At 70.6% G+C, this 24020-nt stretch carries 25 protein-coding genes; 12 read left to right on the forward strand and 13 right to left on the reverse strand.

Annotation, left to right across the window (positions count from 1 at the left end):
* Positions 1-143 precede the first annotated feature (143 nt).
* On the forward strand, positions 144-719 hold the full coding sequence (locus tag F8566_RS31465; RefSeq protein WP_151565477.1) for a hypothetical protein: 576 nt from the start codon (positions 144-146) through the stop codon (positions 717-719).
* On the opposite strand, the gene F8566_RS31470 is transcribed toward F8566_RS31465, so the two are convergent.
* Positions 695-1132 (reverse strand): acyl-CoA thioesterase, encoded by a 438-nt coding sequence (locus tag F8566_RS31470; RefSeq protein WP_151565478.1) that lies wholly within the window; start codon positions 1130-1132, stop codon positions 695-697. The two genes, F8566_RS31465 and F8566_RS31470, sit on opposite strands and share 25 nt — an antisense overlap.
* Before the next feature lie 114 nt (positions 1133-1246).
* Here F8566_RS31470 and F8566_RS31475 point away from each other — a divergent pair, with 114 nt between their 5' ends.
* Both F8566_RS31475 and F8566_RS31480 read left to right on the forward strand, forming a co-directional pair.
* Positions 1247-1729, forward strand: a complete 483-nt coding sequence (locus F8566_RS31475; RefSeq protein ID WP_151565479.1) for a hypothetical protein — start codon at positions 1247-1249, stop codon at positions 1727-1729.
* A 139-nt stretch (positions 1730-1868) separates the two neighbouring features.
* On the forward strand, positions 1869-2993 hold the full coding sequence (locus F8566_RS31480) for a glycerophosphodiester phosphodiesterase (protein WP_151565480.1): 1125 nt from the start codon (positions 1869-1871) through the stop codon (positions 2991-2993).
* A gap of 63 nt (positions 2994-3056) precedes the next feature.
* Here the strand turns inward: F8566_RS31480 and F8566_RS31485 are convergent, their stop codons facing one another.
* Together F8566_RS31485 and F8566_RS31490 are read right to left on the reverse strand one after the other, a co-directional pair.
* A complete protein-coding gene (locus tag F8566_RS31485; RefSeq protein WP_151565481.1) occupies positions 3057-3299 on the reverse strand; it encodes a DUF6411 family protein in 243 nt (80 codons plus the stop codon).
* Positions 3300-3386: 87 nt separating this feature from the next.
* On the reverse strand, positions 3387-4427 hold the full coding sequence (locus tag F8566_RS31490) for an LLM class F420-dependent oxidoreductase (protein ID WP_151565482.1): 1041 nt from the start codon (positions 4425-4427) through the stop codon (positions 3387-3389).
* Between the two features lie 136 nt (positions 4428-4563).
* Between F8566_RS31490 and F8566_RS31495 the strand changes: the two genes are divergently transcribed.
* From F8566_RS31495 to F8566_RS31535, 8 genes are all read left to right on the forward strand, one after another.
* Positions 4564-5379 (forward strand): ABC transporter ATP-binding protein, encoded by an 816-nt coding sequence (locus tag F8566_RS31495; protein WP_151565483.1) that lies wholly within the window; start codon positions 4564-4566, stop codon positions 5377-5379.
* On the forward strand, positions 5376-6233 hold the full coding sequence (locus F8566_RS31500; RefSeq protein WP_151565484.1) for an ABC transporter ATP-binding protein: 858 nt from the start codon (positions 5376-5378) through the stop codon (positions 6231-6233). Before F8566_RS31495 ends, F8566_RS31500 begins: the two co-directional genes overlap by 4 nt.
* A complete protein-coding gene (locus F8566_RS31505; RefSeq protein WP_151565485.1) occupies positions 6230-7120 on the forward strand; it encodes a branched-chain amino acid ABC transporter permease in 891 nt (296 codons plus the stop codon). The genes F8566_RS31500 and F8566_RS31505 overlap by 4 nt, the downstream gene beginning before the upstream one ends.
* Entirely contained in the window at positions 7113-8258 is a 1146-nt protein-coding gene (locus tag F8566_RS31515; protein ID WP_225993689.1) for a branched-chain amino acid ABC transporter permease, read from the forward strand. The genes F8566_RS31505 and F8566_RS31515 overlap by 8 nt, the downstream gene beginning before the upstream one ends.
* A gap of 63 nt (positions 8259-8321) precedes the next feature.
* A complete protein-coding gene (locus tag F8566_RS31520; RefSeq protein WP_151565487.1) occupies positions 8322-9557 on the forward strand; it encodes an ABC transporter substrate-binding protein in 1236 nt (411 codons plus the stop codon).
* 49 nt (positions 9558-9606) lie between these two features.
* Positions 9607-10257 carry a TetR/AcrR family transcriptional regulator gene (locus F8566_RS31525; protein WP_151565488.1) on the forward strand — a complete coding sequence of 217 codons (651 nt, stop codon included), beginning with the start codon at positions 9607-9609 and terminating at the stop codon, positions 10255-10257.
* 76 nt (positions 10258-10333) lie between these two features.
* Entirely contained in the window at positions 10334-11482 is a 1149-nt protein-coding gene (locus tag F8566_RS31530) for an acyl-CoA dehydrogenase family protein (RefSeq protein ID WP_151565559.1), read from the forward strand.
* A gap of 43 nt (positions 11483-11525) precedes the next feature.
* Positions 11526-12287, forward strand: a complete 762-nt coding sequence (locus F8566_RS31535; protein WP_151565489.1) for a crotonase/enoyl-CoA hydratase family protein — start codon at positions 11526-11528, stop codon at positions 12285-12287.
* Here F8566_RS31535 and F8566_RS31540 read toward each other — a convergent pair whose 3' ends face one another.
* From F8566_RS31540 to F8566_RS31585, 10 genes are read right to left on the reverse strand one after another with little or no spacing between them, the layout of a single operon-like run.
* Complete coding sequence (locus F8566_RS31540) at positions 12288-12746, reverse strand: MaoC family dehydratase (protein ID WP_151565490.1); 459 nt, start codon at positions 12744-12746, stop codon at positions 12288-12290. It abuts the gene before it with no gap.
* Complete coding sequence (locus F8566_RS31545) at positions 12743-13954, reverse strand: acetyl-CoA C-acetyltransferase (protein WP_151565491.1); 1212 nt, start codon at positions 13952-13954, stop codon at positions 12743-12745. The genes F8566_RS31540 and F8566_RS31545 overlap by 4 nt, the downstream gene beginning before the upstream one ends.
* Positions 13947-14858 carry an FAS1-like dehydratase domain-containing protein gene (locus F8566_RS31550; protein ID WP_151565492.1) on the reverse strand — a complete coding sequence of 304 codons (912 nt, stop codon included), beginning with the start codon at positions 14856-14858 and terminating at the stop codon, positions 13947-13949. The genes F8566_RS31545 and F8566_RS31550 overlap by 8 nt, the downstream gene beginning before the upstream one ends.
* A 22-nt stretch (positions 14859-14880) precedes the next feature.
* Complete coding sequence (gene fabG / locus F8566_RS31555; RefSeq protein WP_151565493.1) at positions 14881-15621, reverse strand: 3-oxoacyl-ACP reductase FabG; 741 nt, start codon at positions 15619-15621, stop codon at positions 14881-14883.
* A 20-nt stretch (positions 15622-15641) separates the two neighbouring features.
* Positions 15642-16796 carry an acyl-CoA dehydrogenase family protein gene (locus F8566_RS31560; protein WP_151565494.1) on the reverse strand — a complete coding sequence of 385 codons (1155 nt, stop codon included), beginning with the start codon at positions 16794-16796 and terminating at the stop codon, positions 15642-15644.
* 40 nt (positions 16797-16836) lie between these two features.
* Complete coding sequence (locus tag F8566_RS31565; RefSeq protein ID WP_151565495.1) at positions 16837-18105, reverse strand: CoA transferase; 1269 nt, start codon at positions 18103-18105, stop codon at positions 16837-16839.
* Complete coding sequence (locus F8566_RS31570; protein WP_151565496.1) at positions 18102-19250, reverse strand: acyl-CoA dehydrogenase family protein; 1149 nt, start codon at positions 19248-19250, stop codon at positions 18102-18104. The genes F8566_RS31565 and F8566_RS31570 overlap by 4 nt, the downstream gene beginning before the upstream one ends.
* Before the next feature lie 11 nt (positions 19251-19261).
* Positions 19262-21001, reverse strand: coding sequence for a class I adenylate-forming enzyme family protein (locus tag F8566_RS31575; protein ID WP_225993690.1), 1740 nt, complete (start codon positions 20999-21001; stop codon positions 19262-19264).
* Positions 20998-22164 (reverse strand): CaiB/BaiF CoA transferase family protein, encoded by a 1167-nt coding sequence (locus F8566_RS31580; RefSeq protein ID WP_151565497.1) that lies wholly within the window; start codon positions 22162-22164, stop codon positions 20998-21000. Before F8566_RS31580 ends, F8566_RS31575 begins: the two co-directional genes overlap by 4 nt.
* Positions 22161-22952: a crotonase/enoyl-CoA hydratase family protein gene (locus tag F8566_RS31585; protein WP_151565498.1), complete on the reverse strand. Its 792-nt coding sequence runs from the start codon at positions 22950-22952 to the stop codon at positions 22161-22163. Before F8566_RS31585 ends, F8566_RS31580 begins: the two co-directional genes overlap by 4 nt.
* Positions 22953-23078: 126 nt before the next feature.
* Between F8566_RS31585 and F8566_RS31590 the strand changes: the two genes are divergently transcribed.
* The gene (locus tag F8566_RS31590; protein ID WP_151565499.1) at positions 23079-23963 is read left to right on the forward strand and encodes a LysR family transcriptional regulator; all 885 of its coding nucleotides are present in this window, start codon (positions 23079-23081) and stop codon (positions 23961-23963) included.
* Positions 23964-24020 lie beyond the last annotated feature (57 nt).

Below are 24020 nucleotides of genomic sequence, written 5' to 3' on the forward strand. Positions count from 1 at the left end.
CCAGCGCCGGTTCCACAGCACGGGACACACGGCCGGACAAGGCTCACTCCCCTGGGGGAGATGGATCACTCTGCGGCGGGAGGCACCTCGCGGGCAAGGGCTTTTGACTTGCTCCCGATGATTCCACCGCTGACGGAGGCGTGATGCTCCACACCGTTCCCAGGAACGTGACGGCCCTTGCGGGTCGCCTGCACGGACGGCCGGTCGACGGCGTTCCCCGCTGGATCGTGCTGGCCGCCTATGCCACCACCCTGGCCGCCGTGCCCTCCGCCATCTGGCGGATCGCGCTCGGTCTCGGTGCCCCGCTGGGCCCGCCGATCACCGGTGAGGGCGACCCTGATGGAGACCTTCCCTCCTGGGTCCCAGGGTGGGCCTACCTGGTCGTCCTGAGCGTCGTCACCGAGGCGCTGGCGTTCCTGACCGTCGGCCTGGTCAGGAGTTGGGGCGAGGTGTTCCCCCGCTGGATCCCGTTCATCGGCGGTCGCAGGGTGCCGACTCCGGCCGCCGTGATTCCTGCGGCTCTCGGCGCGGCCGTCCTGATGGTGTCCACCCTGTCGTGGCTGCCTTCGTTCAACGACTTCATCGGACCCGACGGGGCCGTCGTGCACCTGAGCGGCTGGAAACTGGTCGTCTTCGTGCTGTCCTACGGGCCGCTGTTCGCCTGGGGGCCACTGCTGGCGATCGTCACCGTGGCCTACTGGCTGCGGCGTTCGCGCTGAGGAACGTGGCGCAGGACCGTGCGCAGCCGCTCGGGAAGCGCCACGCCCTCACCATCTCGAACCGCCACGTACGTCGCATGACCGGTCACGATCGCCGTGTCGTCGCGACGGACGTCAAAGGTCATCGACAGGGAGGTGCGGCCGACGGCGGAGGGCCGTGCCTCCACCGCCAGCATGTCGTCAAGGCGGGCGCTACCCCGGTACTGGCAGCCGTTGGCCACGATGACCATGTCGACTCCGTCCTCGCGAAGCCCCGCGTAACCACCCGCGAAACGGTCGAGCCACTCAAGGAAGGCGTCTTCGAAGTAGGCGTAGTAGCGGATCGCGTGCACCATGGCCTGCGCGTCGCAGTGGCGGGGCTTGACCCGGATTCTGGCAACGCTGGATGGAATCCCGTCGAGTGCGTGGGTCATCGCGGTTCCCTTCCGTTCTTTCTCACTGTCGCGGGCACGCAACGGTCTGTCACACTCGATCTACAGCAAGCGGTAGTTTGCCCGCTTGATCCCGGTCACAGACTAGGAGGGCCTGTGGACAGAGTGGTCGCGGCGGTGGCGCTGAGCGGAACGCTGGTGCTGGCGGGGTGCGGGCTGGGCGATGAGGAATCGCCCTCCGCGTCACCGCCTTCCACGTCACCGCCTTCCACGTCGCAGAGCAAGCCCGCGACCTCGGCGCAGGCCGCGGACGGCACCGATCTCTCCGCCTGCGCCGACGGCCGGTGTGAGGTGCGGGTCGGTGCGTCGGGGCGGATTCCGGTGCCGCGCAAACTGGGAGTCGACTCGGTGCAGGTGGAAGCGGTCGGTTCCGACGCCATCACCATCGTCGGCCGCTACATAGGGGGCCGGCAGAGCGGCTACTGCACGGGCGTCAAGTGCAGCTCGGTAGGCAAGGGGACCAGATTCGAACTCACCCTGGCCCCGGACAGCCTCAGCAGCCAGAACGGTCTGAGCATCACTGCGGTGGCCATCGACGGCGGGATGGCCGTACTCCGATTCGCCCCGGCGAACCGCTAGCGCCGCGTTCATCGGATGGACGGCCGGTGTTGGAGTCGCGGCCATCGCCGGACAGCGGGTTGGAACGGTACATTTCGCCCGGCGTGATGATCATCCGGACGAGGGCCGTCCACGATGGCGTCCGCCGGAAGGAGCCGAAATGGTCACCCCTGGAACGCGGGGACGCCGCAAGGCCGCGATCGTGGCGGCCTCCGCCGTCCTGCTGCCCCTCCTCGCCACCGTGGGATCGGCCCAGGCCGCCCCCGCCGGGGAGAAGGCCCGCGGGCCGATCGTGATCGGGCACCGGGGCTCGGCGGGCTACCGCCCCGAGCACACCGCCGCCTCGTACGAGCTCGCCGTGCGGATGGGCGCCGACTACATCGAGCCCGACCTGGTGCCCACCAAGGACGGCCAGCTGGTGTCGCGGCACGAGAACGAGATCGGCGGCACCACCGACGTCGCGAGCCGCCCGGAGTTCGCCGCCAGGAAGGCCACCAAGACCATCGACGGCCGGAAGGTGACCGGCTGGTTCACCGAGGACTTCACGCTCGCCGAGCTCAAGACCCTGCGCGCCGTCGAACGGCTCCCCGCCGTACGGCAGCGCAACACCCTCTACGACGGCCGCTACCAGGTGCTGACCCTCCAGGAGATCATCGACCTGGCCAAGCGGCTCAGCCGCGAGCACCACCGCCGTGTCGGTGTCTTCCCGGAGACCAAGCACCCCACCTATTTCCGTTCGATCGGGCTGCCGCTGGAACCCGCGCTCATCGCCACGGTCAAGCGCAACGGCCTGAACCGCCCCGACGGCCGCGTCATCGTGCAGTCGTTCGAGCCGACCAGCCTCCAGACGCTCAACAAGGCGCTGCGCGTGCCGGTGTGGCAGGCCATCGCCACCTCGGGCGCGCCGTACGACACCGTCGCCGGCGGCAAGGGCCCGACCTACGCCGACATGGTCAAGCCGGCCGGGCTCAAGCAGATCGCCGGGTACGCCGACTGGATCGGCCCGGACAAGTCGCTGGTGATCGCGCTCAAGCCGGACGGTTCCATGGGAGCACCGACGACGCTGGTGAAGGACGCGCACGCGGCCCGTCTCAGGATCGGCCCCTACACCTTCCGCAACGAGAACCAGTTCCTGCCCGCCGACTTGCGCAACGGCACCGTTCCCACCGACTACGGCAAGGCACTCACCGAGTACGAGCGCTTCCTCGCCGCGGGCGTCGACGCCATTGTCACCGACAACCCGGACACCGCCGTCACAGCCCGTACCGAGCACACCAAGGACTGACCCACGGCCCGCCGTCACGCGGCGCCCGGGGAAGCCTGCCGTGCTGAGCGACGTGCATGTCGCTCAGAACGGCATCTTCCAGCGGGTGCCGCGTCCGGCCTGGGCGCTGCGGTTGGCCGCACGGCTCGACGAGTGGAACGGCTTGGAGAGCCAGCGGCCGAGCGCGCCCGGCGCCTTGCCTGCGGCCCGTCCGCCCGTTCCGAGAGCGCGGTTGGTCCCGCGCTGCGGACCGTGCGACAACCTCGGCACCAGGAAGCCAAGGATCAGCAACAGGACACAGACTCCGACGATCGCCGCCACGACCATGAGTACCTCGCCTTCCTCGGGGTTGGGCCTCGATCCGATGTCCCCGAGGAGGCAGGGGCAAAACACCCGCTTGGCCGGCGGGGTCCGCTAGGGCATGAGGTCGCGCAGTTGCTCGATGGCGGCGAGGCGGTCGGCGGGGTCGTCGGCGAGGGGTTTCACGCTGACCGTGGTGATGCCGCACGCGGCGAGCTCCGCGATTCGCTCGGCCACGTACTCCTTCGGCCCGACGAGCGACGTGGCGCGCAGCAGCTCCTCGGGTACGGCGGCCTCCGCCTCCTGCTTGCGTCCCGACAGGTAGAGCTCCTGGATGAGCTCGGCCTCCCGTTCGTAGCCGTACCGGCGGGCGAGGCCGTTGTAGAAGTTCTTGCCCCGCGCGCCCATGCCGCCGATGTAGAGCGCGAGCTGCGGGCGTCCCCGGTCGAGCAGGTGGGTGACGTCGTCGCCGATGGCCAGGTTCATGGTGACCACGATGTCCAGCGGGCCGAGGCCAGGGTCGCGGCGGGCCTGCCCGGCGGCGAGCGACGGTCCCCACACCTCGTCCAGCTTGCCGGGGTGGACGAAGATCGGCAGCCATCCCTCGGCCACCTCGGCGGCGAGCTGAACGTTCTTGGGCCCGATCGCGGCCAGCATGATCGGGATGCGGTCGCGCACGGGGTGGTTGATGAGCTTCAGCGGCTTGCCCAGGCCGGTGCCCCGGTCCGGGGGCAACGGGAGCCGGTAGTGCTCGCCCTCGTACATCACTTCTTCGCGGCGCCACACGCGGCGGCAGATCTCCACGATCTCGCGGGTGCGGGCGATGGGCGCGTCGTAGGCCATGCCATGGAATCCCTCGACCACCTGCGGGCCGGACGCGCCGAGGCCGAGCGTGAACCGGCCGTCCGACACGTAGTCGAGCCCGGCCGCGGTCATCGCCAGGAGCGACGGCGTCCGGGTGTAGATCGGCAGGATCGCCGAGGCCAAGTGGATCCGGTCGGTCGCCGCCGCGAGGTAGCCGAGCTGGCTCACGGCGTCGAAGGAGTAGGCCTCGGCCACGAAGGCGATCTCGACTCCGGCCGTTTCGAGGTCGCGCAGGCCCGCGGCCGCCTCCTTGAAACCGGCGCTGTAGGCGAGGGTCGTGCCGATCCGCATGGGAAACCTCCAGGTCCGGGGACGTTGACGTAGGTCACATCGCGCACTTACATTACGCCTACTTAACGAACGATCGATAGAGGAAACGTCACTTAACGAACGATCTGTAAGTAGCTCGGCACGGCAGGGAGGCCGGATGCTCGATATCGAAGGGCTCGTCGTCCGCTACGGCGGACGCGAGCCGGTACTCCATGGAGTGAGCCTCGAGGTCACCGAGGCAGGTGTGGTGGCGCTGCTCGGCGCCAACGGCGCGGGCAAGACCTCCCTCATGCGGGCCGTCTCGGGCACGTTGCCGCTGCACGGGGGGTCGGTCGCCGCAGGGTCGATCCGGTTCCTCGGCAAGGACATCGCCGGCAAGGACCCGGCGGCCGTCGTGGCCGGCGGGCTGGTGCAGACCCCCGAGGGACGGCATGTGTTCGGCGCGCTCACCGTCGACGAGAACCTCGACGCGGGCGCCATCACCGTCCGGTCCCGCGAAGCGAAGGAACGCACGCGCCGCCAGATGTTCGAGCTGTTCCCCCGGCTGGCCGAGCGGCGCCGCCAGCGCGCGGGCACGCTGTCCGGCGGCGAGCAGCAGATGCTGGCCATCGCCCGCGCGCTGATGTCCCAGCCGAAGCTGCTGCTGCTCGACGAGCCCTCGCTCGGCCTGGCGCCGCTGCTGGTGAAGCAGATCGGCGAGACGGTACGCGAGATCAGCCGCGACGGGGTCCCCGTGCTGCTGGTGGAGCAGAACGCGGCGATGGCGCTGTCGGTCGCCCACCGGGCGTACGTCCTGGAGCTGGGCCGCGTCGTGCTGAGCGGGCCGGCCGGCGAACTGTCCCACAGCGACGAGGTCCGCCGGCTCTACCTGGGAGAGGACCCGGCCGGCGACGAGGCCGGGACCCCGGACGGGAAACCCCGGGGCGTCCGCGGAGACCTGGCCACGCGCCGCCTGGCCCGGTGGGCGGGATGAGCGCGCCACGCCTGGCCGTGGACGAGGTGACCTTGGCGTTCAGCGGCCTGCTCGCGCTGGACAAGGTGGCGTTCACCGTCGAGCCGGGCTCGATCCACGCGGTCATCGGCCCCAACGGAGCCGGGAAGTCGTCGCTGCTCAATGTCCTGTGCGGCATCTATCCCGTGACCGGCGGGCGCATCCTGGTGGACGAGCAGGAGGTGACGCGGCTGCGGCCGGACCGGGTCGCGGCGCTGGGAGTCGGCAGGACCTTCCAGAACATCGTCGTCTCGCCGCGGGAGTCCGTGCTGGACAACCTGATGGTCGGGCGGCACGGGCTGACCCGCGCCGGCCTGGTCTCGACCGCGTTGTGGCTCGGCCGCCGTGAACAGCGCCGCCACGAGGCGCGGGTGCGGGAGATCGCCGAGTTCGTCGGGCTGTCGGACAAGCTGGACAGCACCGCCGGGCGGCTGCCGTTCGGCGACCTCAAACGGCTGGAGTTCGCCAGGGCGCTGTGCCTGGAGCCGCGCCTGCTCATCCTGGACGAGCCGGTCGCGGGCCTGAACGCCACGGAGAGCTGGGAGCTGGGGCAGCTCGTCCTCGCGGCGCGCGCGTCACTCGACCTCACCGTGGTCTTCGTCGAGCACGACATGGGCGTGGTCATGTCGATCGCCGACCGCATCACGGTGCTCGACTTCGGCCGCGTCGTCGCCGAAGGCACACCCGCCGAAGTGCGCAGCGACCCGACGGTGGTCAGCGCCTACCTCGGTGCGCCCGACGAGCCCGATCCCGACGAGTCCGATCCCGACGAGCCCGATCCCGACGACTCCCTGACCGCCGAGACCGAACCTCGGGCAGAGAGGACCTCACCATGACCCGCCTGCTGGAACTGCTCGTCAACGGTGTGTCCCTGGGCTTGCTGTACGCGCTCATCACGCTGGGGTTCGTCATCGTCTTCAAGGCCACCCGGACGGTCAACTTCGCGCACGCGTCGTTCCTGCTGCTCGGTGTCTATGTGGTCGCCTCGACCCAGCCGCGGATCGGGTTCGCCGCGGCGGCGCTGCTCGGGCTCGCCGTCGCGGGCGCGCTCGGTCTGGCGACCGAGCGGCTGCTGACGAGCCGCATCGAGATGCACAACCACCACGCGATGGCGATCGCCACCATCGGGTTGAACGTCGTGCTGACCGCCGAGCTGACGCGGCGGCTGGAGGAACGGGTGCTCCCGCTGGGCGCGCCGTGGGACGGCCACGTGGTCGACATCGGCCCGCTGACCCTCCCGCTCACCGTCGTCATCACCGTGGTGGCGGTACCGCTGCTGATCGGCGGCCTCACCGCGCTGCTCACGCTGACCGGCTGGGGGCTGGCGATGCGAGCGTCCATCGCCGACGCCGAGGGCGCGGCGCTGGTGGGCATCCGCCTTCGCCGGGTGTCGGCCACCGCGTGGGTGATGGCCGGGCTGCTGGCCACCACCGCCGGCATCGGCCTGGCCTCGTTCCCCAGTCCCGGTGTCAGTGTGAGCCTGGAGGCCGTCGCGATCACCGCGTTCCCGGCCGCCATCATCGGCGGGTTCGACTCGCTCGGCGGGGCCATCGCGGGCGGGCTCATCGTCGGGGTCGTCCAGGTCATGGTGTCCGGTCACCAGGACTCGCTCGACTTCCTCGGGCTCGGCGTCGGTGACGTCGTGGCCTACCTCGTGATGATCATCGTCCTGCTGTGGCGACCGTCCGGACTGTTCGGGTCGAAGGAGTTCAGCCGTGTCTGACGACACCATCGCACCTCCCCGCTCCACCGCCGCCGAGGCGCCGCCGCCGTCGGGTGCGCCGGCCACCGCGCCCTCCTCTGCCCGGTCGCGCCGGGTGCTGGGCGCAGCCGCCATGGTCGCCGCGCTCGCCGTCCCGCTGGTGCTGCCGTTCTACGTGGACGCGTTCTGGCTGCGCATCGGCCTGTTCGCCATGGCCGCGGCCGTCGGGGCGCTCGGCCTGACCATCCTGTTCGGCGCGGCCGGGCAGCTGTCACTCGGCCACGCGTTCTTCGTCGCGGTCGGCACGTACGGGTACGGGTTCCTCGCCGGCGACGACCACGGTCAGGTGAAGGGCCTGGGTCTGCCCCCGCTCCTGGCGGCCGTGCTCGCGATCCTGTTCGCCGGGTTGTGCGGCCTGCTGTTCAGCCCGGTCGCCAGCAGGCTGCGCGGCATCTATCTCGGGATCGCCTCGCTCGGCCTGGTCTTCCTCGGCCACCATCTGCTGCTCAACCTGCCGGCGGTCACCGGAGGCTACGACGGGCGCTCGGTCGAGCCGTTCGCGCTGGGCGGGTTCACCTTCTCCGACGTCTCGGACCGCCTTGTGCTCGGCATTCCGTTCGGGGCGGTGGAGAGCCTTTGGTACCTCTTCTTGGCGGTCACCGTGGTGGCGACGCTGGTCGCGCGCAACGTGCTGCGGGGCCGGCCCGGCAGGGCGTTCCGCCTCATGCGCGACAGCGAGGTGGGCGCCGCCGCGATGGGCGTACGCGTCCAGCGCGCCAAGGCGGGCGCGTTCGTCCTGTCCTCCATGTACGCCGGCACCGCGGGCGTGCTGACCGCGCTGGCCTTCCAGCGCGCCGTTCCCGACTACTTCGACCTGCAGCTGTCCATCGACTTCCTCGCCATGATCATCCTGGGTGGGCTCGGCTCGACGTCGGGCGCGCTCGTCGGCGCGACGTTCGTGATCGCGCTGCCGATCGTGCTGTCCCGGTACGCGGACGTGCTGCCGCTCGTCGTGGCGCCCGGGCAGGAAGGGATCCAGGCCTCGTTCGCCGCGACGTTCGTGTACGGCGTGCTCGTCGTGATCGTCATGCTGACCCAGCCCGGCGGGCTCCGCGCGATGGTGCACTCCCTCCGGGACCGCCGCTCCACCGCCCACTGACACGGCCCCGAACCACCCCGTCAACCCCTGAACCACCCCCTCCGTTCACCTGGAGAAAATCACATGAACCGGTCCCGTCCACGCGTCCTCACGGCGGCCGCCGTCGCGCTCGCTCTGTCCGTCACCGCATGCTCGCCCAAGGCCGCGAGCTCGAAGTCCGCCCCGGGTGTCAGCGACTCCACCATCAAGCTCGGCATGCTGGTGGACATGACCGGCCCGTTCGCGACCTCCGGCAAGACCAGCAACACCGCCAGCCAGTTCGCCGTCGAGGAGATCAACGCGGCCGGCGGGGTGTGCGGCCGCAAGATCGAACTGGTCGCGCGCGACCACGGATACGACGTGCAGAAGGCGGTCACCGCCTATGACGAGGTCGCGCCCCAGGTCCTGGGCTTTCTCAACGTCTACGGGTCGGCGATCACCTCCGCGCTGCGGGACAAGATCTCCGCCAACGACGCGCTCGTCGGGCTGACGGCGTTCGCGCCCACGCTGCTCGGCGATCCGCATCTCATCGTGGTCGGCTCCACGTACGACATCCAGGCGGTCAACAGCGTCGACTGGATGGTGCGCGAGGGCATGCTGAAGCGCGGGGACACGCTCGGGCACATCTACCTGCAGGGCGAGATCGGCGAGAACAGCCTGAAGGGCAGCAAGTACGCGACGCAGCAGCTGGGGCTCAAGCTGGCCAGCCAGCAGATCAAGCCGACCGACGCCGACCTCACCAGCCAGGTGAACGCGATGAAGTCGGCCGGTGCGAAGGCGATCCTGCTGGACTCCACGGCGAAGCAGACCGCGGCGGTGGCCGGTGCCGCCCGGGGTGCCGGGCTGGATGTCCCGATCATGGGCAATGTCGCCACGTTCGCCACGAGCCTGCTGTCGACGGCCGCCGCACCCGCGCTGCTCAAGAACTACTACCGGGTGTCGGGCATCGGACTCCTCGGTGCGGACACGCCCGAGGTGACCAAGCTCGCCGGCAAGTGGAAGGCCAAGTTCGGCGCGGTGCAGCCGGAGTCGGGCGGCGCGGTCGTGCTCTCGTACGTGACGACCCACCTGTTCGCCAAGATCATCGGCGGCACGTGCGGTGACCTGACGCGCAAGGGCGTGCTCGCGGCCCGCGCCAAGGTCACCGACTTCAGCATCGCGGGGCTGGGACCGGCGCTCAACCTGTCCGACCCGGCGCAGCCGACCTCGCGGGCGAGCCAGATTCACCGCCCCGACAAGTCCGTCTACGCCGGCATGAAGGTCGTGGAGGACTTCAAGGCCTCCGACCTCGCCAAGAAGTACCAAGTGCAGGCCGGCTAGCGCGGAAATCCCGCGCAGGCCGGATGTTCGATACACATAGGATGGGGTTATGGCCACACGCGGCACGGCCGATGCTGAGCCGGTTCGAAAGCAGCCGGTTCGAAAGCAGCCGGCGGCGGTGACCCGGGGCGGTGGACTCGCGGCGATCATGGGTGCGGCTCGCGAGATCTTCGCTGAGCGCGGCTACCACGGGGCGTCGATCCGGGACATCGCCAAGGGGGCGGGGCTGAGCCTGTCGGCCCTGTACTACTACTACGACGGCAAGCAGGAGCTGCTCCACGCGTTGCTGGAGGACGCCCTCGCGGACTGTTTCCACGGCTGCCAGGTCGCGCTGCGCGCAGCCGGGGACGACCCGGCGGCGCGGCTGGGCGCCTTCGTGCGCGCCATAGTGGAGTACCGGGTGCGGCGCCAGGTGGACAGCCTGCTGGCCCTGCGCGAGATAAGGAATCTGGAGCCGGAACTGCTGGAACGGTTCGTCGAGCGACGGGACGCGCTGCCCAGGCTGCTGCGAGAGATCATCGACGACGGTGTGGCGCGCGGTGCCTTCGTCACGCCCTACCCCGACGAGGCCCAGCGGGCGATCCTCGGGATGTGCAACGCGGTCGCGCAGTGGTACCAGCCGTCCGGTGATCTGGGCGTGAACGACCTGGTCGACCGGTACATCCACCTGTCGCTCACTCTCGTGCAGCACCGCCCGTAGGACCACCACCATCCGGATCTGCACCTCCGGCACATCGTGGCCATTTAACGATCGTTCGACAAGGTAGAGGAGAATGATGCGCCGCACCGTCTTCGACGACGACCATGAGGTCTTCCGGGCCACCGTTCGCGACGTCCTCGCCCGCGAGGTGGTCCCGGTCTTCCCCGAGTGGGAGAAGGCGGGTGCGGCGCCCCGCGGCTTCTACCGGCTGCTGGGCAAGCTGGGCGTCCTCGGCGTGCGGGTCCCGGAGGAGTACGGGGGCGGTGGCCAGTCCAGCTTCAAGTTCAACGCCGTGGTGAACGAGGAGATGGCACGCGCGAAGCTGGGCCTCGGCACGGTACGGGTGCACACCGACATCGTGCTGCCGTACCTGTTGCGCTACACCGACGACGAGCAGAAACGGCGCTGGCTGCCCGGCGTGGCCGACGGCGGGCTGATGACGGCGATCGCGATGACCGAGCCGGGCACCGGGTCCGATCTCGCCGGCATCACCACCACCGCGACGCGGGACGGTGACCACTGGATCCTCAACGGCGCCAAGACGTTCATCACCGGTGCCGTCAACGCCGACCTCGTGCTCGTCGTCGCCCGCACGTCGGTATCGCCGGGCAACCGCCGGGCGGGGCTGAGCATCCTCGTCGTCGACACGTCGTCGCCGGGTTTCTCGGTGGGCCGCAACCTGGCGAAGATCGGCCTCAAGGCGCAGGACACCGCCGAGCTTGCCTTCGACGACGTCCGCGTTCCGGCGGAGAACCTGCTGGGGGAGGAGGGCCGCGCGTTCGAGTACCTGGGCCACAACCTCGCGCAGGAACGGCTGTCGATCGCGGTGAACGCGCAGGCGGCGGCAGCGGCGGCGGTAGACCTGACCCTCGCGTACGTGACCGAGCGGAACGTGTTCGGCAAGCCGCTGTCGGGCTTCCAGAACACCAAGTTCGTGCTCGCCGAATGCGCGGCCGAAGTGGAGGCCGGCCAGGCGATGGTCGACCGCGCGCTGGAGGAGCACGACGCCGGCGGGCTGAGCGTCGCCGACGCGGCCAAGGTGAAGCTCTTCTGCACCGAGCTGCAGTCGCGGGTCGTCGACAAGTGCCTGCAACTGCACGGCGGCTACGGATACGTGCTGGAATACCCGATCGCCCGCATGTACGCCGACGCGAGGGTCACCCGCATCTTCGGCGGCACCAGCGAGGTGATGAAGAGCATCATCGCCAAGTCCATCGGCCTCTGAGGAACACCCGCCTTCGAGGACACCCGCCTTTGAGGAGTGACGAATGAGCACAGTGCTGACCGAGTTCGGCGACGGGATCGCGGTCATCACCATCAACCGGCCGGAGGCGCGCAACGCGGTCGACCTGGAGACGACCAAGGCGATCGCCGCCGCGATCGACGAGCTGGAGGCCCGGCCGGACCTGCTGGTCGGGATCCTCACCGGCGCGGGCGGCACCTTCTCCTCCGGCATGGACCTGAAGGCGTTCGCGCGCGGTGAGCGTCCGGCCCTGCCGGGGCGCGGCTTCGCCGGCATCACCGAGCGCCCGCCGAGCAAACCGCTGATCGCCGCGGTCGAGGGATGGGCGGCCGCGGGCGGCTGCGAGCTGGCGCTCGCCGCCGACCTGGTGGTCGCGGCACGGGACGCCACGTTCAGCCTGCCCGAGGTCAAGCGCGGGCTGATCGCGGTGGGAGGCGGCCTGCTGCGGGTGGCGAAGGCACTGCCGTACCACCTGGCCATGCATCTGGTGCTCACGGGCGACCCGCTCCCGGCCACGAAGGCGCATGAGTACGGGCTGGTCAACGTGCTCACCGAGCCGGGCGGCGCGCTCGGCGAAGCGCGGGCTCTGGCCGGCCGGATCGCCGCCAACGCGCCGTTCGCGGTGCGCGCGTCCAAGCAGATCGTCGCGGCGTCGGTGAGCTACACCGACGCGGAGGCGTTCGCGGAGCAGCGGAAGGTGTGGTTGGAGGTGACGGCGTCCGCCGACGCGATGGAGGGCGCCCGCGCCTTCGCAGAGAAGCGGGCGCCGGTCTGGCAGGACCGCTGATCAGTGCACGACGATGGTGATGGTCTCCGCCACGCAGGCCGGTTTCCCCACGCCGTCGATCTCGATCGTGTAGCGCGTCGTCAGGGCGGTGCCCGCCTCGGTCTGCTGTAGGCCGATGAATGTGGCCTGCGCCCGCAGGCGTGATCCCACGGGCACAGGGGAGGGGAAGCGCGCCTTGTTCAGGCCGTAGTTCACGCGCGCTTGGCCCAGATCGAGGCGGACGAGCTGCTGGCCGAACATCGGTATCAGCGACAGGGTCAGGTAGCCGTGCGCGATGGTGCGGCCGAACGGCCCGGCCGCGGCCCGTTCGGCGTCGACGTGGATCCACTGGTGGTCCCCGGTGGCGTCGGCGAAGGCGTCGATGCGCTCCTGGTCGACCACCAGCCAGGGGGTAGGTCCGATCGGCTCGTCGAGGGCGCTCTTCAGCTCCTCCAGGGACGTGAAGACGCGCACGGTCATGACGTCACCCGCTCGAAGACGGCCGCCAGTCCCTGGCCTCCGCCGATGCACATGGTCTCCAGCCCGTACCGGGCCTGCCGCCGGTGGAGTTCCCGCGACAGCGTCGCGAGCATGCGCACCCCGGTGGCGCCGACCGGATGCCCGAGCGAGATGCCGGAGCCGTGGACGTTGGTGCGCTCCAGGTCCTCGCCGGTGAACTTCCACTCCCGCATGACCGCCAGCGCCTGGGCCGCGAACGCCTCGTTCAGCTCGATGAGGTCCATGTCGTCCAGCGTCAGGCCCGCGCGGTGGAGGGCGGCCTCGGTGGCCGGGACCGGGCCGATGCCCATGGTCTCCGGCCCGACCCCGGCCACCGCCCACGACACGAGCCGGACCAGCGGCCGCAGCCCGAGCCGCTCGGCGCGCTCGGGCGTGGTGACGACGCACATCGCGGCCGCGTCGTTCTGGCCGCTGGCGTTGCCGGCCGTGACCGTGGCCTCCGGGTCGGAGCCGAGGAGGATCGGCTTGAGCCTGCGCAGCGACTCCAGCGAGGCGTCGGCGCGCGGGTGCTCGTCGGTGTCGATGACGGTCTCGCCGTTCCTGGTCCTGACCCGGGTCGGGATGATCTCCTCGGCCAGGATCCCGCCGGTCTGGGCCTTGACCGCCCGCTGGTGCGACAGCAGCGCCAGCTCGTCCTGTTCCTCGCGCGGGATCGCGTACTCCCGGCGCAGGTTCTCGGCCGTTTCGAGCATGCCGCCGGGGACGGGATGGCTCCGGCCGCCCGCGGTCTGCCGGGCCCGCGTGAGGCTGTCGTGCATTGCGACGCCGTTCTTCGCGCCCCATCGCATGTCCAGCGAGTAGAACGTGGCGTTGCTCATGCTCTCGGTCCCGCCCGCGACGACGACCTCGTGCGCGCCGGTCTGCACCTGGAGGGCGGCCTGGATGACGGCTTGCAGGCCGGAGCCGCACCGGCGGTCGAGGTGCAGGCCGGGGACGCTGACGGGCAGCCCGGCGTCGAGCGCCACGACGCGGCCGATCGCGGGCGCCTCGCTGCTGGCGTTGCAGTGACCGAGGACGACGTCCTCGATCACCTCCGGCGGGATGCCGGTGCGGTCGATGAGTCCCTTGAGAGCGGTCACCGCGAGGTCGACCGCGGTCAGGCTCTTGAAGGCCCCGCCGTAGCGGCCGATCGGGGTACGGACGGGTTCGCAGATGACCGCCTCACGCATGGCCGGTCCCTTCTTCTTGGCGGGGCTCGAAGTCGATCGTCAAGGTGGTGCTCGGTGCGGCACCGGGATCCGGCGCGAACAGGCCCAGGGTGAACGCGTCGGGGGCTGCGTCGGGTGCGGCGTCCTCGATCCGGCGCAGCCGTGCGTTCTGTCCACAGAACAGGGGGCTACGGTTCCTGTGCCGCATGCGGGAGACCCGTGCCCCGTGCCCCTCCAGGCGGAGCACCTCTGCGAGGGCGAGCGTCATCAGGGGCCCGTGCACCACCAGGCCCGGATAGCCCTCGATCCGTGTGGCGTACGGCCAGTCGTAGTGGATCCGATGCGGGTTCGACGTCGCCGCGCTGAATCGCATCAGCAGCGCCGGATCCGTGGCGAAGTCCCAGGACCAGTCGCCGGACCGCGAGAAGGGGGCGCCAGATGGAGCCAGTCCGGCTGCCTCCTCGGCCGGGCTCGCCGAGGGGGAGACGGCTCCGGCGTCCCGGTAGATGATGTCCTGCCGCTCGTCGATGGCGAGCAGGCCGTCCCCGTCGTACAGCCTGGTGGCGACGACCACGACGACCAGCTTCCCCGAACGCCCGGACTTCTCGGTGACCGACTCCACGCGTGCCTCCCGGCGCACCGTGCTCCCCACCATCAGCGGGGCGTGGAAGGTGACCTCGCCGCCGGCGAACATCCGACGCGGCAGCTCCACAGGAGGCAGGAACGTCCCGCGTGCCGGATGGCCGTCCACGCCGAGCGTGGACGACGGCGGCCAGCGGGCCAGGGCGAGCCAGTGCCACAGGGGCGGCAGGGCGTCTCCCGGGCCGACCGGGGGCGTCCCGTCGTCGAAGAGGGCGGACAGCGTCGCCACCGGATGGGGGTCGACCGTCTCGACGGTGGTGAGCGTGTGCGGCTCCCAGTTCATCGCGGCTCCCAGTTCACCGGTGTCACATGAACCGTCCGCCGGTGACTTCCAGCACCGTGCCGGTCATGTACGAGGACAGGCCGGAGGCCAGGAACAGCGCCACGCCGGCGACCTCGTCCGGCTCGCCGGCGCGCCGCATGGGGATCTCGGCCATCTTCTGGTCCCACGCCTTCTGCGGCATCGCCTCGGTCATGGCCGAACGGATCAGGCCCGGCTGGATGACGTTGACCCGGACGCCGTGGTGCGCCAGCTCCTTGGCGGCCGCCTTGGACATGCCGACGATGCCGGCCTTGGCGGCGGAGTAGTTGGTCTGGCCGACCATGCCGACCTTGCCCGACAGGGAGGAGATGTTCACGATCGCGCCGCTCTTCTGCTCCCGCATCACCGCGGCCGCCGTGCGGGTGCCGTGCCAGGTGCCCTTGAGATGGACGTCGATGACCTGGTCGAACTGGTCCTCGGTCATCGTCCGCATCGTCGCGTCGCGGGTGATCCCGGCGTTGTTGACCATGACGTCCAGCGAGCCGAAGGCCTCGGGTGCCGAGTGGACGAGGGCCTGCACGTCGGAGGCGCTCGTGACGTCGCACCGGGCCGCCTGCGCCACGTCGGGCCCGCCGAGCTCCTTGGCCGCGGCCTCGGCGGCGTCGAGGTTCAGGTCGCCGAGGACGACCTTCGCGCCCTCCTTGACGAAGGCCTCTGCGATGGCGAGCCCGATGCCCTGGGCGCCGCCGGTGATGACGGCGGTCTTGCCGGGAAGGAGTGGCATGAATGATCAGCTTTCGTTCGTCATGTGATGGGGTTGCGCGCGATCAGCTGGGCGGCGATGACGTTGCGCTGGATCTCGTTGGTGCCCTCGCCGAGGATCATCAGGGGGGCGTCCCGGAAATACCGCTCGACGTCGAATTCCTTGGAGTAGCCGTAGCCGCCGTGCACGCGCATCGCGTCCAGCGTCACCTCCATGGCGGCCTCGGAGGCGAACAGCTTGGCCATGCCGGCCTCCATGTCGGCACGGTCGCCGCCGTCGAGGACGCGCGCGGCGTCCTCGGTGAGCAGCCGCGCCGCCCGGACCTTGGTCACCATGTCGGCCAGCAGGTTGCCGACCGACTGGTGTTTCCAGATCGGCTTGCCGAACGACTCCCGCTCTTGCGCGTACCGCACCGCGTCACCGAGTGCGGCCTGAGCCACCCCGACCGCGCGGGCGGCCACCTGGATCCTGCCGACCTCGAGGCCGCGCATCATCTGCGCCCAGCCGTGGTTCGGCTCGCCCCCGAGAACGGCGGACGCGGGGACCCTCATCCCGTCGAACACGATCTCGCACGCCTCGACGCCGCGATATCCGAGCTTGGGCAGGTTCTTGGAGACCTCCATGCCGTCGCCGGGCTCGATGAGGACCACGCTCATACCCTTGTGCGCGGGCCTGGCGTCCTGGTCGGTCACGCACAGCAGCCCGATCAGTCCCGAGTGCCGGGCGTTGGAGATCCAGGTCTTCGACCCCGTGATGACCAGGTCGTCCCCGTCGGCCACCGCGTGGGTGCGCATGGCCTGCAGGTCGCTGCCGCCGCCCGGCTCGGTGAGCGCCATCGTCGCCCGGACGGTGCCGTCGGCCATCACTGGGAGGTAGCGCTCCCGCTGCTCCGGGGTGCCGAACGTGCGGATCAGATAGGTGATCACCGAGTGCCCGCCGATGGCTCCGGCGAGGCTCATCCAGCCACGGGCCAGCTCCTCGGTCACCCGGGCGAAGCACGCCGCGCTGACGTCCACGCCGCCGTGCTCGGCGGGCGCCAGCAGGCCGAAGAAGCCGAGCTTCTTCATCTCCTCGATGAACTCGGCGGGGTATGTGTCCTCCTGCTCGAAGTCCCGTACCCGTGGCCGTACCCGCGCGTCGACGAACTCGCCGGCCAGCGCGACGATCTCACGCTCGTCCTCACTCAGCACACTCATGACCGTTCTCCGCTCCGTACCGTTCGCAGAATCCGTGCGATCAAGGCGATCCCTCCCCGTCACGATCGCCGCCCGGCGGGATGACGCCGTTCTCCCTCAGCTTCGCGAGGTCCGGTGCGGACAGCCCGAGCTCGTCCCGCAGCACCTCCTCGGTGTGCTGGCCGACCAGCGGCGCCGCCGCCGGTGGCGACTGCTCACCGTCCAGGACCAGGGGTGATCCGGGTGCCCAGTGCTCGCCGGCCCCTGGCTGCCGGAGCTCTGCCATCAGAGGGCTCTCCCTGAGCAGGCGAGCGTCGTCCGCGACGAGATCGGTGAAGCTCCGGTACGGCGACCACAGCACCCGCGTGGCGCGCAGGGCCTCCTCCGCCTCGGCGAGAGTGTGGGTCTCGAACCATCCGGCGAGCAGCTCACCGAGCACCTTGCGATGCCGGTACCGTTCCGCCTCCTCGTCGAAGTCCGCCCCGAGGGCGGCGGACAGCGCGGAGACCACGCCGGTGAGGCCGGTCGCGGCGAAGAGGTCCTCAGCGTGCCGGGCCGTGAGCGCCACGATCATCAGGCGCTCGCCGTCAGCGGTGGCGAAGTCGCGGCCGAACGTGCCGTAGACGTGGTTGCCGTCACGTTCTCGTGACGTGCCGTTCAGCTGCGCCTCGGCGAGGTAGCCGAGGTTTCCGGCGGCCGCCAGGGCCACGTCCTCCAGCGCGACCCGGAGGCTCTGCCCCTCGCCGGTCAGCAGCCGGTGCCGTTCCGCGGCCAGCAGCCCGATCGCGAGGTAGAGCCCGGCGGCCAGATCCCAGGCGGGCACCGGGCTGTTCACCGGTCCGGTCGTGTTCTCCGGGCCCGTCAGCAGGGGGAATCCGGTCGCCGCCTGAACGGTGTAGTCCACCGCGGTCGATCCGTCCCGGCGCCCGGTGAGAAGCACGTGGATCACGTCGGGACGGCGCGCTCTCAGCGCCTCGAAGGCCAGCTCCGGGTACCGCTCCGAGTTGCTGATCACGGTCCCGGCGCCGGCGATCAGATCGCTGACGAGCCGGCGCCCGTCCGCGGTGGACAGATCCACCTCGATGGCGCGCTTGCCCTTGTTGAGCCCCGCCCAGTACAGGCTCGTCCCGCTCTCGGCCAGCGGCCATCGGGTGCGGTCGGGTCCACCACCGATCGGCTCGACGCGGATCACGTCGGCGCCGAGCTGGGCCAGCGTCATCCCGCTCAACGGGGACGCCACATAGCTCGACAGCTCGATGATCCGCATGCCGCGCAGGGGCTGCGAGCGCAGGGTGGCTGTGTCGGCCGGGCACACCACCCGGCGGTTCATCGGTTCGCCTCCCTGAGCAGCTGCTTGGCGATGATGACCTTCTGCACCTCGCTCGTGCCCTCGTACACCCGGAAGAGGCGGGCGTCGCGGTAGAACCGTTCGACCGGAACCGACCGCATGTATCCCATGCCGCCGTGGATCTGGACGGCGCGGTCGGCCACCCGGCCGACCATCTCCGAGCAGAAGAGCTTCGCGCAGGACGGCGCCATGCGGCGGTCGCTGCCGTCGTCGTACGCCCTCGCCGCGTCCAGCACCATCGCGCGCCCCGCAAGGGTCTCGGTCTGCGAGTCGGCGAGCATCGCCTGCACCTGCTGGAACTCCGCGATGGGACGGCCGCCCTGCCGGCTCGCCGCGGCATGGCCGACGCTCTCCTCGACGAGCCGCTGGGCAAGCCCGACGCAGATCGCCGCGATGTGCAGCCTGCCGCGAGCCAGGGAGCGCATGGCGGCCGCGAAACCCTCGCCCTCGACCCCGCCGATCAGGTCGGACTCGGGCACGAAGACGTCGTCGAGGAAGACCTCCGCGGTGTGCGCGCCGCGCTGCCCCATTTTCGCGTCGTTGGGCCCGACGGTGAGCCCCTCGGCACCGGCGCCGACCGCGAAGACGGAGATGCCCTTGGTGCCCTCGGTGTCCGGGCTCGTCCTGGCGAAGACCATGAACAGGTCGGCGCGATCGGCGTTGGTGATGAACCGTTTCTGGCCGGTGAGCCGGTACCCGCCGTCCACCCGGGACGCCCGGGTGCGCATTCCGCTCGGGTCCGAGCCCGCCTCGGCCTCGGTCAGGGCGAACGAGGCGATCGTGCGGCCTGCGGCCAGGCCGGGCAGGTAGCGCCGCTTCTGCTCGTCGGTGCCGAAGTTCACCAGCACCTGGCCGGCGATCCCGTTGTTGGTGCCGAGCATCGAACGGAACGCCGGCGCCGTGTAGCCCAGCTCCATCGCGAGCCGCACGTCCTCGCTCATCGAGAACCCGAGGCCGCCGTGCTCCTCGGGCAGCGCGTAGCCGAAGAGTCCCATGTCGGCCGCCTTCGCGCGGATCGGCTCGGGGATCTCGTCGGTCTGCTCGATGACGTCTTCGGCCGGCACGACCTCCTTGCGCACGAAGGTGCGCACGGAGGCGAGCACCGTCTGGAACGCTTCGGTCTCCACTGTCTGTCTCCTCAAGTGGTCACAGAGTCGCTGGTGGTCACAGGGTCGTCGGCCGGTTGCGGGCCGTCCTGCGCGATCGCGCGCAGCTCGGCCTTGAGGATCTTCCCGGCGGGGGAGGTGGGCAACGCGTCGACGATCTGGACGGCGCGGATCTTCTTGTACGGAAGGACACGTTCGGCGACGAACGCCATGATCTCGTCGGGGTCGACGCGCGCGCCGGGCCGGGGGACGACGAAGGCGACCGGCTCCTGACCGGCCCGCGGCACGGACCGGGCGACGACCGCCGCCCTCGCCACCCGCGGATGGCTGTGGAGGATGTCTTCGAGCTCGCGCGGATAGACGTTGTAGCCCTTGTAGATGAGCATGTCCTTGGCGCGGTCGGCGATGAAGACGAAGCCCTCCTCATCGATGCGGCCGATGTCCCCGGTGCGGAGCCAGCCGCCGGCGAACTGCTCGGCGGTCGCTTCCGGCTGGTCCAGGTAGCCCGCCGTGACCTGGGGGCCGCGCACCCAGAGCTCACCGGTCTCGTTCGGCCCGAGCACCGCCGCGCCGCCGCTGACCGGCCGGACCTGCACCGACGTGTCGAAGATCGGCAGACCGACGCTGCCCTCCTTGCGCCTGGCACTGCGCAGCAGCGGCGCGGCCGTCACCAGGCAGGTCGCCTCGGTGAGCCCGTAGCCCTCGCTGATCACCGCGTTGGGGAAGGCCCGGCCGAGCGCCTGGAGGGTGGCCGGGTCGATGGGGGCGGCCCCGGAGGAGATCACCTCGACCGACGACAGGTCGCGGTCGTCCCGCCCGGGGCTGTCCAGCAGGGCGTGCCACATGGTCGGGCTGCCGGTGACGTAGGTGACGCGGTGGTGCTCGATCTCCTCCAGCAGGAGCTCGGGGGAGAAGCGCCCGGTGAGCACGATGGTCGCCCCGCACAGCAGCAGGAAGTTGACGTGGATGAGCGCGTGCGCGTGGAACAGGGGCGACACCATCACGGTGACCGCGTTGCCGGGCCGTACTCCGGCGTCGTGCAGTCCCGGGATCGGGCTGAGCCGGAGGTCGCCGTTCTCAGCGGTGGAGACCAGATGGGCGGCGCGCCAGGCCGTCATCTGGATGACATTGGCCACCATGTTGCGGTGCAGGACGCGCACACCCTTCGAGACCCCGGTGGTGCCGCCCGTGTACGCGATATGTGCCACGTCGTCGGCCGTGACCGTGATCTTCGGGACGCCGGCGGACCGGCCCGCGACGAAATCAGCGAGGCCCACCGCCGCAGTGTCACCGGTGGGATTGTGCTCATCCGCTGCGGATGGCGCACAGGCGCTCGGTGGGACGAGCACGATCGTTCGCAGTGACGACCCAGCGCCTCCCTCCAGCAGCGTCCCTACGTGGGCGGGATGGCTGACCGCGAGCACGGCGCCGGTGTCGGTGAGCTGGGTGCGCAGGGCAGGCGCGGGTTGTAGCGGGTTGGCCAGCGACACGGTTGCTCCGGCGAGGAGCGCCCCGTAATAGCCCACCAGAAACCACATGTTGTTGGGCAGGTGCAGGAGGACCACGTCGCCGTCGCGGACGCCGGAGTCACGCACGGCATTGGCGAACGCGGCGGCGTGCTCGCGCAACTGGGCGAAGGTGAGCCGCTCTTCTCCGTCGACGACGGCCGTGCGATCGCCGTACAACCCGGCTGCGGCGGTGAGCAGCTCACCCACCGTCAGCTCGGGGTAGTCGAGCGAGGTGGGCAGTCCCTCAGGCCAGTATGTGTTCAACGCACCACCGCCCCTTCCTTGAGGAGGTCCGCGATCTCCTTGGCGGTGTGACCCATCTCGGACAGGATCGCGTGGGTGTCCTGGCCCGGGACCGGCGCGGGGGCCGGCCGTCCGGACGGGGTGCCGGCGAACCGGGGTGCGGGCCGGGGATGGATCGCACCGCCGGAGTCGGTGAAGAAGCTCTCCCGGCTGGCGTTGTGGGGATGCGCGGCGACCTCGTCCATGGTCAGCACGGGGGAGACGCAGGCGTCGATCCCGGCGAACCGCTCGACCCACTCGTCACGGGAGGCCTCCTTGAACGCCGTCGTGAAGGCATCCCGCATCGCCGGCCAGGTGTCAGGGTCCCGCTGGGCGGCGAGGTCCACCGCGTGAGCGACGCCGAGGACGTCCACGAGATTGGCGAAGAACTGGCTCTCGATGGCGCCCACGGCCATGTACCGTCCGTCCGCGCACTCGTAGGTGTCATAGAACGGGGCGCCGCCGTCGAGCACGTTCTCGCCTCTGTTGACGGTCCACACCCCCTGCGCCAGCCGGCCGTAGATCATCGACATGAGCAGGCCGGACCCCTCGACCATCGCCGCGTCCACGACCTGGCCGCGTCCCGACGTCCGCGCGTTCAGCATCGCGGCCAGCACGCCGACGGCGAGGAGCATGCCGCCGCCGCCGAAGTCGCCGACCAGGTTGAGCGGCGGGGTGGGCGGCTCGCCGGGCCGCCCGATCGCGGCGAGCGCGCCGGACAGGGCGATGTAGTTGATGTCGTGGCCGGCCCGCATCGCCAGCGGCCCGTCCTGGCCGTAGCCGGTCATGCGGCCGAACACCAGCCGGGGATTGTGCTCGGCGAGCGTCACGGGGTCGAAGCCCAGCCGCTCGGCCACACCCGGGCGAAAGCCCTCCAGGACCGCGTCCGCCCCGTAGATCAGGCTCTGGACGACCGCGGCGCCGCGCGGGTGCTTCAGGTCGACGATCAACGATCGGCGGCCGCGGTCGAGCACCGGGTTCGGGCGCGCCTCCCGGTCGGCGGGCCGCTGGATACGGATCACCTCCGCGCCCAGGTCGGCCAGAAGCATGGCGGCGAAGGGGACGGGCCCGATGCCGCCGAGCTCGATGATCCTCATCCCGGTCAGGGGACCGGAGGCCCGCGGGGCGTTCAGGTCGCTGCTCATCGGCCCTGCCAGTTCGGCAGGCGCTTCTCGGCGAAGGCACGGGCGCCTTCCTGGGCGTCCGCCGAGGCGAAGACGGGTTCGGTGATCCGGCGCTGGCGGGCGAACCTCTCGGTCTCCGGCCACTGCCCGTGTTCCTTGATCACCTGTTTGCTGGCGAGGACGGCGAGCGGGCCGTTCGCCGCGATGCGGCCGGCGAGGGCGAGTGCCTCCGCCAGGGCGCCGCCCTCGTCGGTGAGCCGGTTGACCAGGCCGACCTCGTAGGCCCGCGCGGCGGTGATCATGTCTCCGGTCAGGGCGAGCTCCATCGCGATCTGCTCGGGAACGCGGTGCGGCAGGCGCAGCAGCCCGCCGCCGGTGGCGACCAGTCCCCGCTTGACCTCGGGGATGCCGAACTTGGCCGTCCGTCCCGCGACGACGAGGTCACACGCGAGGACGATCTCGCAGCCTCCCGCCAGCGCGTAACCCTCGACCGCCGCGATCAGCGGCTTCTTCGGCGGCGCCTCGGTCAGCCCGGCGAACCCCCTGCCCTCGATGGTCGGCCGCTCACCGCGCAGGAATCCCTTCAGATCCATTCCCGCGCAGAACGAGCCTCCCGCTCCGGTCAGGACGCCCACAGAAAGGTCGTCGCGGCGGTCGAGCTCGTCCAGCGCGGCGGCGATGCCCTCGGCCACCGCCCTGGTCACCGCGTTCTTCGCGTGCGGGCGGTTGATGGTGATCACCGCGGTGCGCGATTCGTGACGCACCAGCACCTCATCGGCGACGGCGGTCGTGCTGGTCTCGGCTGGCATGCTCCGACTGCATCACCCCGGAACCGGCGCGCACAAAGACCGGGGTGCGTATGGATCTATTGGCCGTACCTATGTGCCGAGGTCAGCGGGTATCCGGTCGTTCAGGCGGGCACGTATCGTTCGACTATGGATCTGCGGCTCGTCGCGTACTTCGTAGCGGTCATCGACCACGGCGGCATCACCAAGGCGGCGAAGGCGCTGTACATCGCCCAGCCTTCGCTGTCCCAGGCGATCCGCAGCCTCGAACGCCAGCTCGGCACCGAGCTGTTCGACCGATCGGGCCGCGGGCTCACCCTGACCGCCGACGGCAGATCGTTCGCCGGCCCGGCCCGGCAGATCCTTGCCGACGTCGAGAACGCCAAGAGCAAGGTGCACGCCGTCCGGGACCTGATCACCGGGCGGCTGGAGCTCGCGGTCCTGTCGACGTTGTCCGCTGATCCATTGCCGGAGCTGACCAGCATGCTGCACGAGCGGCACCCGGGCATCCTGATGGCCGTCCTCGATCCCGGCAGCTCGTCCAACGTCGTGACCCAGGTCCGCCAGGGGCAGGCCGAGCTGGGCCTGACGGACTTCCCGGTGAAGGGCGACATGCTGCAGACCCGCGACCTCTGGGAGCAGGAGATCGCCCTCGTCCTGCCGCCGGACCTGGCCGCCGCGCTCCCGGATCCGGTCCCGCTCGAAGCGGTCGCCGAGCTCCCCTTGGTGCTGGAGTCGTCCGCCACCGGCGGCCGGACGGCCATCGACGAGGCGCTGGGCGACGCCATCGACTACGTGGCCGTCGAATGCGCGCACCGGCAGGCGATCTGGGAACTGGTCATGCACGGCGCGGGCGCCACGTTCCTGCCCCGGCGGATCGCCGAGACCGAGCTCCGCAACGTGGTGGTGCGATCCACGTCACCGCAGGTCAGCCGTACGGTACGGCTGGTCTTTCGACCCGGCCCGCTGTCCCCGGCCGCCACGGCGTTCCTGGACGTCGCGGCGACCGCGGCCACCGTGAGGCGGGACGCATAGGTTCGGCCTATCGGACGATGCGGCGTTCGCTCTTTGCGTCACACCCCGGCTGGATGA

The sequence above is a fragment of the Actinomadura rudentiformis genome (assembly GCF_008923185.1).
Lineage (GTDB): Bacteria > Actinomycetota > Actinomycetes > Streptosporangiales > Streptosporangiaceae > Spirillospora > Spirillospora rudentiformis.